The sequence below is a fragment of the Agrobacterium sp. H141 genome, assembly GCF_057158725.1.
Genome location: NZ_CM169893.1, coordinates 3,535,492 through 3,549,457, shown reverse-complemented (window position 1 = coordinate 3,549,457; position 13,966 = coordinate 3,535,492). Strand labels below are relative to the sequence as shown.

The following is a 13,966-nucleotide window of genomic DNA, read 5'->3' as shown; positions in this document are numbered from 1 at the left end:
GGCGTGTTGTCAGGTGAACGCGAGCACGATAAAACCTCAACAAAGATTGAGGTCAAGGCGTATTTTCCATGTCGCAAACAACTCGCAAAACAGTGCAGTCTCTCTCGGTCGGTGAGATTGCCCAGCGCTCCGGCGTCGCCGTGTCGGCACTGCATTTCTATGAGCGAGAAGGGCTGATCGAAAGTTGGCGTTCCCAAGGCAATCAGAGGCGCTATCCGCGCGGTGTCTTGCGGCGCATCGCCGTCATCAAGACCGCCCAGCGACTGGGCATCCCCCTGGCCGAGATCCGCGTCGCACTGTCCAGACTACCGGCGGACCGACCTCCCAGTGCTGCCGACTGGCGCAAGCTGTCAGCCGCCTGGCGCGCCGAGCTCGACAGCCGTATCGAAACCATGATGGCGCTGCGCGATCAGCTCGACAGCTGCATTGGCTGCGGCTGCCTGTCGCTCGATGATTGTCCCCTTCGCAATACTGACGACAAACTGCGTTATGAGGGCGCCGGTGCACGGCTTTTGCCGTGATGATGGGGTGTCCGGTTTGGAGTTGAACAACGATGGCTGAAAATTCCGAAGCGGTTGCCCGTCCACAATTGTCGGAACTGGTGGGTGCCTTTGCCCGTATCGGCCTGATGAGTTTCGGCGGCCCGGCCGCGCAGATCGGGCTGATGCACCGTGTGGCCGTCGACGAGAAGCGCTGGATCTCCGAGGATCGCTTCCTGCATGCTTTGAACTACTGCATGCTGTTGCCTGGCCCGGAGGCCCAGCAACTTGCCACCTATATCGGCTGGCTGACCCACGGCGTGCGCGGCGGCGTCGTGGCCGGCCTGTTGTTCGTGCTGCCGGGGTTGGCCGTCATGCTCGGCCTTTCGGCTGCCTATGCGCTCTATCAGGATACCCAGTGGCTGACCGGCCTGTTCTTCGGCCTGAAGGCGGCAGTGCTGGCCATTGTCATCGACGCCTTGATCCGCGTCGGCAAGCGGGCGCTGAAGACGCGGTTTCACCGCATTGTCGCGGTCGTCGCCTTTCTCGCGCTTTTCCTCCTGTCGCTGCCATTCCCGCTGGTGGTTCTGGGGGCCGGCATGGCCGGGCTCGTCCTGGCCCGCTCCAGCGCAGCCACCGCGACAGGGGATATCGACCTGTCAGCGGTGCAAGCCAAACTCGTCGGCTCGCGCCAGGTGCTTGTCCTGTTGTTCTGGGTCGCTGTCTGGCAGGCACCGTGGGCGGTGTTGTGGCTTGTCGCCGGTCCAGACGGAATGACCGCGCTTTACCTGTTCTTCTCCAAAATGGCGCTGGTGACCTTTGGCGGCGCTTATGCCGTGCTGGCCTATGTGGCGCAGGTGGCGGTCGATCATTATCGCTGGTTGATGCCCGGCGAAATGCTGGACGGCCTGGCGCTGGCGGAGACCACACCCGGTCCGCTGGTGCTGGTCCTGTCCTTCGTCGGCTTCCTTGCGGGCTTTCGCGATGCCGGTTTGGGAGCGCCGCTTGTCGGTGGCGTGCTCGGCGCACTTCTGACCGCCTGGGCGACCTTCGTTCCAAGCTTCATCTGGATCTTCGCCGGTGCCCCCTATGTCGAGCGTCTGCGCGGCAATCGCTTTGCCTCCGCTGCCCTGTCCGCCATCACCGCAGCCGTGGTCGGCGTCATTCTCAACCTTGCGCTCTGGTTTGCGCTGCATGTCCTGTTTGCCAAGGTCGAGCGCATGTCATGGGATTTGGCCGGCGCCAGCATCCCGGTGCCGGAATGGTCAAGCCTCGATGTGGCGGCCCTCATCACCACACTTCTTGCCGTCGTCATGATCTTTGCCTTCAGGCAGGGGGTCGGCAGAACGCTCGTCGTCTGCGCTATCGCCGGCTATGGAACCCGTCTCATCCTGTGAGGCATAGAAGGCCTGCTGCATATGTTTTGGCCAACATCGCCATTAAAGGCGGATGTCTCTTGTAATCTGCGATCCGGTTTGCGATGTGACACCAGACTTTATCAAGCAGGACATTTTCCATGGCAAAGCGCATCCAGACCCTCGGTGAAGCCACAGGCGGCTATGACGTCATTCTGTGTGACGTCTGGGGCGTCCTGCACAATGGGATCGATGCGTTTCCCAAGGCGTCCGTGGCATTGACCGAAGCCCGCAACGCCGGTCTCACGGTTGTGCTGATCACCAACTCGCCGCGTCCCTCTCCGGGCGTCATCACCCAGTTGAAGGCAATCGGCGTCGCCGATACCGCCTTTGACCGGATCGTCACCTCTGGCGATGTGACCCGCAAGCTGATTGCCGAGGGACCGAAGAAGGTCTTCCTTCTCGGCCCCGAGCGCGATCTGCCGCTGCTGGATGGAACAGGTGCCGAAGCCGTCGATGCGGCTGATGCCGAAGCGATCGTCTGCACCGGTTTCTTTGACGACGAAAAGGAAACGCCGGAAGATTACCACGACATGCTCGTGGAATTCCAGAAGCGCCAAGTGCCGCTGATCTGCGCCAATCCCGATCTGGTGGTCGAGCGCGGCGAACGCATCATCCCCTGCGCAGGTGCGGTGGCTGTCTATTACGAGCAACTGGGCGGTCAGACCCGTATTGCCGGCAAGCCCCATCATCCGATCTATGAGGCTGCCATGGCAGCTGCTGCTGAAGCTCGTGGCGGCAAAATCGATCCGGCCCGCGTGCTGGCCATTGGCGACGGCATGCCGACCGATGTCCGCGGCGCGCTCGATGCCGGCTATGATCTCCTCTATATCTCCGGCGGCATCCATGCTGGTGAATACACTGTCGACGGCAAGACCGACGAGGCCATCCTGAATGCCTATCTCAAGCGGGAAAGCGCGACGCCGGTATTCTGGATGCAGCGGCTGGCATAAGGTTGGTTTCATGCCGGTGAACTGGACTTCGATCACGGCGAACTGTTGGCGCAAACCTATGTGTGTTAGCGCAACGGGTAATCCATGCCTTGACGCCACATCCGGTGGGCAGTGCCATTGCAGAGTGTCGGACAGCACGGCGTCCTTGTTCGGAAACGGAGCGTCGGCGTGACCGTTTTTCACCGCAACGAACAGAAGAACCCGCTTCCCGATGCGCTGAAGGGCGGCGTCATTGCCATCGGCAATTTTGACGGCGTGCATCGCGGCCATCAGGCTGTTCTGGGCGAGGCACTGGAACTGGCGCAAAGTCGCGGCGTCCCGGCCATCGTCTTGACCTTCGAACCGCATCCGCGCTCTGTCTTCAATCCCGACAAGCCCGTTTTCCGTCTCACGCCGCCATCGCTGCGCGCCCGGCTTCTGGAAGCGTTGGGCTTCCATTGCGTGGTCGAATATCCCTTCGATCGTGAATTCTCCACCACGTCGGCCGAAACCTTCGTGAAGTCCATTCTCGTCGATTGGCTGGGGGCCTCGCAGGTGGTGACCGGTGTCGATTTCCATTTCGGCAAGGGCAGGGAAGGCGGTCCGGCCTTCTTGATGGGCGCCGGCGAGCGCCACGGTTTTGGCGTCACCCTGATCGACCCCTTCCGCGACGAAGGGGCAGAGATCATATCCTCAAGCCGCATCCGAACGCTGATCGCCAAGGGCGATGTGGCACAGGCCGCAGGTCTTCTCGGCTATCGCTATACGGTGGAGGCAGAGGTGTTCAAGGGCCAGCAGCTTGGTCGCACCATCGGCTTTCCAACGGCCAATATGGAGCTGGCGCCGGAGGCGGAGCTGAAGCCCGGCATTTACGCCGTCAGGTTTCGTCGCGCCGATGGCACATTGTATGATGGCGTTGCAAGCTTCGGTTACCGCCCCACCGTCAGCAGCGATGGAGCCGCCTGGCTTGAGACCTACATCTTCGATTTCGACGGTGACCTCTACGGCGAGACCTGTTCGGTCTCCTTCTTCGGCCATCTACGCGATGAGTTGAAATTTGACGGCCTCGATCCGCTGGTTGCCCAGATCCGTCGGGACGAGGAAGAGGCGCGCGCGCTGCTGTCAGGTGTCAGAACGCTTGGCGACCTCGACACGGTCATCGCCTTTTAAATTCAAGTTTAACATTTTTCAGAAACAAAGAGATTGAAGTGCACCGTTTGACAGTCCCGGTCGAAGTCGGGGCTGAAAGGTGCATAATTTCTAAAATTAACAATTAATTTGTCCACATCCACTATAACTGGAGCGTAAGGACGATTTAGACTCATTGGATGCGATGTTGGAGCTAAAAACAATCTTCATCTATACAGCGATGATCAATCTCTCGATCGTCTCCGTCGTCACGATTGCCTGGCTACGAAATCCAAGGCAAAAAGATCTGGTCCTGTGGTGTATGGCGGCTCTTTGCGCGGTGCTCAGCGGCGTCTTGATGAGCAAATTCAAGTTGATCTCTGTGGACTATGTCGAGTTTTTCGGCGGCGCGCTTCTGATCAGCATGACCGGTTTCATATGGCTCGGCTTCAAAGACTTCTTCCGCTGCTCCTACCATCCCATCGAAGCTTTCGGCGTCACGGCCGCCGCTGCCATACTCATGGTTCTGGCGGGCTTCTTGCCTGATCCGGAAGGTGTGCGCGGCATGCTGATTTACGGGGGCTCAGCCGTGAATCTACTGCTGGCTGCCAATGTCGTCTGGGTCAGCCCGAGCAGCGAGCATCTTCCGTCACGCCGATTGGCCGCCCTGGTTCTCGTGGCCTATGCATTGACGAACATTCTGATTGCGCCAATGTCCATCGTGGCGCCCGTGGAGCTCGTGGTGAACACGCCGGTGTCGGCCTGGCTTGGTCCGGCAAGCATCCTGCTGGCGATCTTCAACATGGCGTGCTTCCTGGTCATCGTAGTCTTGAAGCTGGAGCGCACCAGCGAAAGGCAAAGGCAGCTTGCAGAACGCGACGCCCTCACGGGTGTGTTGAACCGGCGCATGTTTTTCACCCTTGGCGAGACACTGGCACGGACCGGCAATGGCGCTGTTGCAATCTTCGATCTCGATTACTTCAAGCGAATTAACGATACGTTTGGCCACAAGGGCGGCGATGATGCCCTGATTGACGTGACGAAGGTCATCGAGGCGAATCTTCCTTCCGGCGCTCTTCTGGGGCGCCTTGGGGGCGAGGAATTCGGCCTGTGCCTGCCGGAGCATGATCGGCGCGAGGCAGCAGCGGTGCTGGAGCGTGCGCGTGCGGCAATAGAAAAGCTGGAAGTCCAATCGGCAGAAAACCGCTTCAGTCTGACAATTTCCTGCGGCTATGTGATGATGAACACTAGCCCAGTGCGGACGCTGGATGCCTGGGTCAACGATGCCGACCGCGCACTTTATGCCGCCAAGAACGAGGGGCGCAATCGCGTCATCCTCCACCATGTGACGGAAGCCGCGAGCCCCTTTGAAGGCATTTCTCCGCCCAAACCGTCACCGGCATAGCAATGTGCCGCCCTCGGCCGGAGGTTTCAAGCAGCCGTCATTCGGTAGCCCGCCCGGTGAACGTCGACATTCTTGCCGGCCACCTCTTCCTTTTCCCGGTAAAACCGCCTAAACAACCGCCACCATGAGCAAGGTACGGCAGACGATATTCTTTCGAATTATTGGCCCGGCCTTCCGCGCGCTTTGAGAGCTGCCGGAGGGTCCGGGTTTTGGGCGCTTCGTTTGCCCCCCTCCGTCACCGCGAATTTCCTTGATTTTCGGCGCGCCTCAAGGCCGCCCCACTTTGGCTAGATCATGACAGATACTGTTGAAAAAGTAGACTATTCCTCCACTCTCTATCTGCCGCAGACGGATTTCCCGATGCGCGCAGGCCTGCCGCAAAAGGAACCGGAAACGGTCAAGCGCTGGCAGGAAATGGGGCTTTACAAGAAGCTTCGTGCATCCGCTGCCGGTCGCGAAAAATTCGTGCTGCATGACGGCCCTCCCTATGCCAATGGCAATATCCATATCGGCCATGCGCTCAACAAGATCCTGAAGGACGTGATCAACCGTTCCTTCCAGATGCGCGGCTATGACGCCAATTACGTTCCCGGCTGGGATTGCCACGGCCTTCCGATCGAATGGAAGATCGAGGAAAAATATCGCGCCAAGGGCAAGAACAAGGACGAGGTTCCGGTCAACGAGTTCCGTCAGGAATGCCGTGACTTCGCAGCCGAGTGGATCAAGGTCCAGTCGGAAGAGTTCAAGCGCCTGGGCATCGAAGGCGACTTCGACAATCCCTACACCACGATGAACTTCCACGCCGAAGCCCGCATCGCTGGCGAACTCCTCAAGATCGCCAAGTCCGGCCAGCTCTATCGCGGCTCCAAGCCGATCATGTGGTCGGTGGTCGAGCGCACGGCGCTGGCGGAAGCCGAGGTGGAATATCACGAGGTCGAAAGCGATACGATCTGGGTGAAGTTCCCGGTGGTTGAAGCATCTGACGAACTGAAATCCGCCTCCGTCGTCATCTGGACCACGACCCCTTGGACCATCCCGGGCAACCGCGCGATTTCCTTCTCGTCCCGGATCGAATACGGCCTCTATGAGGTCACAGAAGCAGCCAATGATTTCGGTCCGCAGCCGGGTGAAAAGCTGATCTTTGCAAAAAGCCTCGCCGAAGAATGCGCGGCAAAGGCCAAGGTGACACTGAACCTTGTGCGTGAGGTCGCAAGCGAGGAGCTGGCAGGGATGACCTGCGCCCATCCGCTGGCCTCGCTCGGTTACGACTTCGCCGTGCCGCTGATGGACGGCGATCACGTCACCGACAGCGCCGGTACCGGTTTTGTGCATACGGCCCCCGGTCACGGCCGCGAAGACTTTGACGCATGGATGGACAATGCCCGAGCGCTTGAAGCCCGCGGCATCTCGTCCAAGATCCCGTTCACCGTCGATGATGCCGGCTTCTACACCGATGAGGCATTTGGCTTCGGCCCCAGCGCCGAGGGCGGTGCCGCGCGCGTCATGGATGACAACGGCAAGAAGGGCGATGCCAACAAGCGCGTCATCGAAGCCCTGATCGCCGCCAACAACCTGTTCACTCGCGGCCGCATCAAGCATGATTATCCGCATTCCTGGCGTTCCAAGAAGCCGATCATCTTCCGCAACACGCCGCAGTGGTTTGTCTATATGGACAAGGAACTCGGCGATGGCACCACGCTGCGCTCGCGCGCACTGGGTGCCATTGAAGACACGCGCTTCGTGCCGGCTGGTGGCCAGAACCGTCTGCGCGGCATGATCGAAGGTCGTCCGGACTGGGTTCTGTCGCGTCAGCGCGCCTGGGGCGTCCCCATCGCCGTCTTTGCCGACGAACAGGGCGAAGTTCTGGTCGACGACGCGGTCAACGCCCGCATCCTTAAGGCCTTTGAGGCCGAAGGCGCTGACGCCTGGTTTGCCGAAGGCGCCCGTGAGCGCTTCCTCGGCGACCGTGCGGGCGAACCTTGGGTTCAGGTCAGGGACATCCTCGACGTCTGGTTCGATTCAGGCTCGACCCATACCTTCACGCTGGAAGATCGCCCGGACCTCAAATGGCCGGCGGACGTCTATCTCGAAGGCTCGGACCAGCATCGCGGCTGGTTCCATTCATCGCTGCTCGAAAGCTGCGCGACCCGCGGTCGTGCGCCTTACAATGCCGTTGTCACCCATGGCTTCACCATGGATGAGAAGGGCGAAAAGATGTCGAAGTCCAAGGGCAACACCGTTGTGCCCCAGGACGTGATGGCCCAGTCGGGCGCCGATATCCTGCGTCTGTGGGTCATGACCACCGATTATTCCGAGGACCAGCGCCTCGGCAAGGCGATCCTGCAGACCAATATCGACAGCTACCGCAAGATCCGCAACACCATCCGCTGGATGCTCGGCACGCTCGCCCACGACGAGGGCGATGAGATCGCCTATGCCGACATGCCGGAACTCGAGCGCCTGATGCTGCATCGTCTGGCCGAGCTCGATGCTTTGGTGCGCTCTGGCTATGACGCCTTCGATTTCAAGAAGATCACCCGCGCCTTGACCGATTTCGCCAATATCGAATTGTCGGCCTTCTACTTCGATATCCGCAAGGACGCGCTTTATTGCGATGCACCGTCATCGCATCGCCGCCGTGCCTCGTTGTTCGTCATCCGCAAGCTGTTCGATTGCCTGGTGACCTGGTTTGCGCCCATGCTGGCCTTCACCATGGAAGAGGCCTGGCTGTCGCGCAATCCGGGTGCCGAGTCAGTGCATCTTGAGCAGTTCCCGGACGTGCCGGCGGAATGGCTGGCACCGGAACTGGTCGCCAAGTGGGAAAAGATCCGCGACGTCCGCTATGTCGTCACGGGTGCCCTGGAAGTCGAGCGCCGTGAAAAGCGCATCGGCTCCTCGCTCGAGGCAGCACCGGTTGTGCATATCGCTGATCCGGAACTCCTGTCGGCGCTCGATGGGCAGGATTTCGCTGAAATCTGCATCACCTCTGCCATCACACTTGTGGCGGCCGAAGGTCCGTCGGATGCTTTCCGCCTCTTCGAAGTGCCAAAGGTCTCGGTGGAGCCGAAACCGGCGGACGGGATCAAGTGTGCACGCTCCTGGCGTATCACCCAGGATGTCGGATCGGACCCGGATTATCCCGACGTCTCGGCCCGTGACGCCGCTGCCTTGCGCGAATTGGCAGCGCGTGGATGACAAATGATGACCGGATAATTTGCGCTTTCGCGGGTCATCCGGTAAAATTGCCTGAAAATGGCCGGATTCATCGGTCAGGCGGTATAACAACATCGCGTGGGGCGGAGACCGGCAAGGCTGGAAGGGTTTCATGAAGACGGCAAATGCGTTTCGAGTTGGCGCCGGTATGGCGGGCATTCTCATGAGTTGCGTTGGCTTGAGCGGCTGCCTTGGCAGTCCGACTTATGGCACAGACAAGACTGCCATGGAGCAGCTGGCGGACGATCTGGGTGACGTCGCCTCCATTGGTGCCAACCCCAACAAGAACACCGGCGAGAAATACAATCCTCGCCCTGAACTGGTAATGCCGCCCAACCAGGAAACGGCCCAGTTGGTTCAGCCGCAGCAGTCTCTCGCCAGCAAGGAAAATCCTGCCTGGCTGGAAACGCCGGAAGAGACCCGTGCGCGTCTTCGCAAGGAAGCCGACGACAACAAGGACAATCCGAACTATCGTTCGCCGCTCCTCGTTGGTTACGGCAGTGCCGGCACCCAGACGGAAAAGCAGAAATGGGAAGCCTTCCGCGAGGCGCGCAAGATCCAGCAGGGCTCTTATCTCGATCAGCGCCGCTTCCTGGCCGATCCGCCGACGGAATATCGCGCAGCAGAAGCTGTCACGCTGGATGATCTGGGCGAACCGGAGTTGAAGAAGGCAAAGCGTCGCAAGAAGGAAGCCAAGGCTGCACAGCAGACCTCTTCCTGGTGGATGCCCTTCCAATAAGCGCAATCGACAGCATCGAAACGGCAGGCCAGTGGCCTGCCATTTTTTTTGGCTATTTATCTGGACTGAACAATGACTTTCACCATTCGCGACGCAACAGCCGATGATGTCGGCACCATCCTGCGCTTCATCACCGATCTGGCGATTTTCGAAAAGGCCGAGCATGAGGTCGAAGCCACAGAAGAAAGCCTGACGGCATCTCTGTTCGGCCCCGGCTCTGTGACCGGTTCGGCCATTCTGGAAGCCGATGGCCTGCCCGTTGGCTTTGCCGTCTGGTTTTTCAACTATTCCACCTGGCAGGCCCGTAACGGCCTTTACCTGGAAGATCTCTATATTGCCCCGGATTACCGTGGCTCCGGCGCGGGCAAGCTCCTGCTGCGCCACCTGGCCCGCATTGCCGTCGAAAAAGGCTGTGGCCGCTTTGAATGGAGCGTACTCGACTGGAACGAGCCGGCCATCCGCGTCTATGACGCTATCGGAGCCGAACCGCAGACCGAATGGATCCGATATCGCCTCACCGGAGACAAGCTGAAGACTTTTGCCAAGGGATAAATCTCGCTCAAGTCCCGTCGCGGAAGACCCGGCGCGGCAGGATCACATAGAAAACCTCGACTGCTGGGCGCGCCACAGTTGACCATGCCCGTCAGCGACCCTTGTATGGGATAGAGGATCAACGCTCCCGTTTCTCCTGAAAGAACCGTTTGAGAATATCGCCAGCGGCACGCTCGCCAATGCCGGAATAGACGTCCGGTGCATGATGGCAGGTCGGCTGGGCATAAAACCGCCCGCCATGATCCACGCCACCGCCTTTCGGGTCTTCGGCGCCGTAGTAGAGACGACGGATGCGGGCAAAGGAAATGGCGGCCGCACACATGGCGCAGGGCTCCAGCGAGACATAGAGATCGGCGCCCGATAGCCGTTCCTGCTGAAGCGCTGCTGAGGCCGCGCGAATAGCCTCTATTTCCGCATGCGCGGTCACATCATTCTTCTCGCGCGTGCGGTTGCCACCGCGCCCGACGATCTCTCCATCGAGCACCACAACGGCCCCGATTGGCACTTCGCCACGCTCTCCGGCGGCTTGCGCTTCGGCCAATGCCGCTTCCATGAAGCGATTTGTCTCCGCCATCCGATGATTTTCCTCTTAACCCGGACCGCGCGACCTGATAGGACACGCAAAATTGCCTCGCCCCCGCGGATATACCGCTTATGGTTGGCGCCATGCGGTCGCCCGAGGTTAGGAACACAGGCAAACAGCAAATGACACCTAAAGACAAGTCCACAGGACCCAAGCCTGCATACGCATCCCGCGGTTCGCGCGACAGCCGCAAATCGGATGGCGATGCGCCCAAGCGTGACAGCAAGCCGGCAGGAAAAGCGTCCGACAAGACGTTCAGCCGCTCATCGGCAGTCGCATCGGCATCGGGCGAAGCGACAAAGCCCGAGCGCATTTCCAAGCTGCTCGCCCGCGCCGGCATCGCCTCTCGTCGCGATATCGAGCGCATGATCATGGAAGGCCGCGTCAGCCTCAACGGCAAGGCGCTGGAAACCCCCGTGGTCAACGCAACCTTTGCCGACAAGATCGAAGTCGACGGCGAACCGATCCGTGGCGTCGAGCGCACGCGCCTGTGGCTCTACCACAAGCCAGCCGGACTGGTGACCACCAATGCCGATCCGGAAGGTCGCCCGACCGTCTTCGACAACCTGCCGGAAGAATTGCCGCGCGTCGTCTCCATCGGCCGTCTCGACATCAACACCGAAGGCTTGTTGCTGCTGACCAATGACGGTGGCCTTGCCCGCGTTCTGGAACTGCCGACAACAGGCTGGCTGCGTCGCTACCGCGTTCGCGCCTATGGTGAGGTCGAACAGGCCGATCTCGACAAGCTCAAGGACGGCATTGCCGTCGATGGCGTGCTCTATGGTGCCATCGAAGCCACGCTCGACCGCAAGCAGGGCCACAATGTCTGGATCACCATGGGTCTTCGCGAAGGCAAGAACCGTGAAATCAAGAACGTGCTGGGCGAGCTCGGCCTCGAGGTTAACCGCCTGATCCGTATTTCCTACGGACCTTTCCAGCTTGGCGACATTGCCGAGAGAAAGGCGCTGGAAGTGCGCGGTCGCATGTTGCGCGATCAGCTCGGCCCCCGCCTGATCGAAGACGCCAAGGCCAATTTTGACGCACCGCTCTTCTCCGACGGTGCTGCGGAAGAAAAAACAGAGGCCAAGGAAAAGCGTCCCTGGGGTGCACGCGAGAAGGGTTCGGATTTCCGCGAGGAAGGCCGTGCACGTCTCGACACCCGCAAGTCGTCTTCCGACCGCGGCGAACGCAAGTCGGCACCGAAGAGCTTTGGCGGCGGCAAATCTGCAGGCCGTGACGAAGACCGTGGTTATGGCGACAAGCCAAAGAGCCGGCCGGCTGCCACGCGCGCCCGCACTGCCAATGTCTGGATGGCGCCGGGTGCTCGCCCTGTGGCTGAAAAGACCGCAAGGGAAGAGGGCGCAGAAGCCCGCAAGCCCGCACGCCGCGATGGCGCTCCGCAGTCCAAGCGTTACGGTCGCGACAAGGATGGTCTGCCGACCAGGAGCCGCGGCAAGTTCGATCCCGACAGCAAGGGCAAGTCCGATTTCCGGCGCGACGACGGCCCACGCGTTGTGGTGAGCCGTACCCGCGACGAAGACGGCGAATGGATCCGCGCGGATTCGCCTGCCAAGCCCGACCGCAAGGACGGCGGCGGTTTCGGCGACAAACGCAGCTTTGGCGGACGCAGTGATCGTCCGGAACGCAATGATCGTGGTCCAAGAGATGACCGGGGCCAAAGAGGCGACAGAGGTCCCAGAGAGGACCGTGGCCCTCGTTCAGACAGAAGCGACCGACCGGCACGCGCTGAACGCAGCGGCGAAGGCCGTCCGGCCCGTGGCGACAGACCTTTTGGCGACAAGCCCTTTGGCGACAAGCCGCGCGGGGCAAAGCCTTTTGGCGATAAGCCCCGTGGCAAACCTGCCGGTGGTCGCGCCTTCGGCGACAAGCCCGGTGGCGGCAAGCCAAGCGGTGGGAAGCCCAGTGGCGGGCGATCCTTTGGTGACAAGCCCGGCGGCGATCGTCCGCGCGGCGACCGTCCCGGTGGTGGCAAGCCCCAGGGCGGACGTGGTCCATTCAAGGGCCGGAGGTAAGCGGTGCGGATTGTCGGCGGTGAGTTTCGCGGACGTGCTCTGGCCGGTCCGAAGTCGAATGATATTCGCCCGACGACCGATCGCACCCGCGAGAGCCTGTTCAATATTCTGGGCCACGCCTATCCGGAATGCCTGGATGGGACGCGCATATTGGACATTTTCGCGGGCACCGGCGCTGTCGGCATAGAGGCATTGTCGCGTGGATGCCGCACGGCGCTGTTTGTGGAAAACAGCGTCGAGGGCCGCAGCATTCTGTGGGAAAATATCGACGCCCTGGGCCTTCATGGCCGGGCCAGAATGCTGCGCCGGGATGCGACACAGCTCGGCGGACCGGGAACCATGGAACCATTCGACCTGGTGTTTGCCGACCCGCCTTACGGCAAGGGTCTTGGCGAAAAAGCCTTGGCCGGTGCCCATTCAGGCGGCTGGCTTGTACCCGGCGCCCTTGTCATTCTCGAAGAGCGATCCGATATCGAACCTGTCGTCGACCCCGTCTTCAACCTGCTTGAGGATCGCGGTTTTGGCGATACGCGCATGCATTTTTATCGCTACACGCCCGGCTGACGGGCCGCAAGAAAAGGTCGTCCGTCCATGGATCAATCGCAGTCTTTGACCGGTACGGAACGAAAAGCGCACTCCTCTGATCCGACCGTGGCCATTGCCTTCGGTGCCGGCGGCGCACGCGGCTTTGCCCATATTCCCGTTATCGAGGCGCTGGATGAAATGGGAATTCGCCCGGTGGCGATTGCCGGTTCTTCCATCGGCGCCATCATGGGTGCGGGCATGGCGGCCGGCATGACCGGTGCCGAAATCCGCGAATTTGCTCTGGAGACCGTTGGCAGGCGCGGCGCTGTCACCAGCAGGCTTTGGAGCCTCCGCGGTGGCACCATGCGCGATGCGCTGGGCGGCTTTCGGTTCGGTCAGTTCAATCTTGAAACCATTCTGCCCGCCTTCCTGCCGGCGCAGCTTCCGGACCAATTCTCCGGCCTGCAGATACCGCTGACAGTGATGGCGACCGATTATTACGGCCAGCGGGAAATCGCGGTGAGCGAAGGCAAACTGGTGACGGCACTGGCAGCCTCTGCCGCCATTCCAGCACTCTTCATGCCGGTCAGCCTCAACGGCGCGCTCTCGATCGATGGCGGTATCTTCAATCCCGTCCCCTATGACAAGCTGAAAGGCAGGGCCGATATCATTATAGGCGTCGATGTCGTCGGCGGTCCCGTGGGCGATCCGACAGAAGCACCCAGCCGTTTCGACAGTATTTTCGGGGCCGGGCAGCTCACCATGCTCTCGGCCATCCAGCTGATGCTGAAGATCTATACGCCGGAGATATTCCTGCGCCCGCCGGTTTCCGGCTTCCGGGTTCTCGATTTTCTCAAAGCCCAGCAGGTGCTGGAGGCGACGGAAGGTTTGAAGGACGGGTTCAAGCGCGATCTGGAAGGCAAGCTGGAAGCGGCTTCGCGCAAATCCGTCGAATAGCTTGT

General features: G+C 60.7%; 12 protein-coding genes. 11 read left to right on the top strand and 1 reads right to left on the bottom strand.

From position 1 onward, the window contains the following. Window positions 1-68: 68 nt before the first annotated feature. From soxR to ACWPM9_RS16645, 8 genes are all read left to right on the top strand, one after another. The gene (gene soxR / locus ACWPM9_RS16680) at window positions 69-521 is read left to right on the top strand and encodes a redox-sensitive transcriptional activator SoxR (protein ID WP_428185725.1); all 453 of its coding nucleotides are present in this window, start codon (window positions 69-71) and stop codon (window positions 519-521) included. 32 nt (window positions 522-553) lie between these two features. Beyond that, a complete protein-coding gene (gene chrA / locus ACWPM9_RS16675) occupies window positions 554-1,876 on the top strand; it encodes a chromate efflux transporter (RefSeq protein WP_484755878.1) in 1,323 nt (440 codons plus the stop codon). 119 nt (window positions 1,877-1,995) lie between these two features. Further along, entirely contained in the window at window positions 1,996-2,847 is an 852-nt protein-coding gene (locus tag ACWPM9_RS16670; RefSeq protein ID WP_484755877.1) for a TIGR01459 family HAD-type hydrolase, read from the top strand. A 168-nt stretch (window positions 2,848-3,015) separates the two neighbouring features. Continuing rightward, a complete protein-coding gene (locus ACWPM9_RS16665; protein WP_484755876.1) occupies window positions 3,016-3,996 on the top strand; it encodes a bifunctional riboflavin kinase/FAD synthetase in 981 nt (326 codons plus the stop codon). A 163-nt stretch (window positions 3,997-4,159) separates the two neighbouring features. Next, window positions 4,160-5,359 carry a GGDEF domain-containing protein gene (locus ACWPM9_RS16660; RefSeq protein ID WP_484755875.1) on the top strand — a complete coding sequence of 400 codons (1,200 nt, stop codon included), beginning with the start codon at window positions 4,160-4,162 and terminating at the stop codon, window positions 5,357-5,359. Window positions 5,360-5,653: 294 nt separating this feature from the next. Beyond that, window positions 5,654-8,554, top strand: a complete 2,901-nt coding sequence (gene ileS, locus ACWPM9_RS16655; protein WP_484755874.1) for an isoleucine--tRNA ligase — start codon at window positions 5,654-5,656, stop codon at window positions 8,552-8,554. 130 nt (window positions 8,555-8,684) lie between these two features. Continuing rightward, window positions 8,685-9,311 carry a hypothetical protein gene (locus ACWPM9_RS16650; RefSeq protein WP_484755873.1) on the top strand — a complete coding sequence of 209 codons (627 nt, stop codon included), beginning with the start codon at window positions 8,685-8,687 and terminating at the stop codon, window positions 9,309-9,311. A gap of 72 nt (window positions 9,312-9,383) precedes the next feature. Continuing rightward, on the top strand, window positions 9,384-9,863 hold the full coding sequence (locus ACWPM9_RS16645; RefSeq protein ID WP_484755872.1) for a GNAT family N-acetyltransferase: 480 nt from the start codon (window positions 9,384-9,386) through the stop codon (window positions 9,861-9,863). A 118-nt stretch (window positions 9,864-9,981) separates the two neighbouring features. Here ACWPM9_RS16645 and ACWPM9_RS16640 read toward each other — a convergent pair whose 3' ends face one another. Next, window positions 9,982-10,437, bottom strand: a complete 456-nt coding sequence (locus tag ACWPM9_RS16640; RefSeq protein ID WP_484755871.1) for a nucleoside deaminase — start codon at window positions 10,435-10,437, stop codon at window positions 9,982-9,984. 131 nt (window positions 10,438-10,568) lie between these two features. On the opposite strand from ACWPM9_RS16640, the gene ACWPM9_RS16635 reads away from it, so the two are divergent. The 3 genes from ACWPM9_RS16635 to ACWPM9_RS16625 are packed head-to-tail and all read left to right on the top strand — an operon-like array spanning window position 10,569 to window position 13,961. Continuing rightward, window positions 10,569-12,479 (top strand): pseudouridine synthase, encoded by a 1,911-nt coding sequence (locus ACWPM9_RS16635; protein ID WP_484755870.1) that lies wholly within the window; start codon window positions 10,569-10,571, stop codon window positions 12,477-12,479. A gap of 3 nt (window positions 12,480-12,482) precedes the next feature. Then, a complete protein-coding gene (gene rsmD, locus ACWPM9_RS16630) occupies window positions 12,483-13,043 on the top strand; it encodes a 16S rRNA (guanine(966)-N(2))-methyltransferase RsmD (protein ID WP_484755869.1) in 561 nt (186 codons plus the stop codon). Between the two features lie 27 nt (window positions 13,044-13,070). Then, the gene (locus tag ACWPM9_RS16625; RefSeq protein WP_484755868.1) at window positions 13,071-13,961 is read left to right on the top strand and encodes a patatin-like phospholipase family protein; all 891 of its coding nucleotides are present in this window, start codon (window positions 13,071-13,073) and stop codon (window positions 13,959-13,961) included. Window positions 13,962-13,966 lie beyond the last annotated feature (5 nt).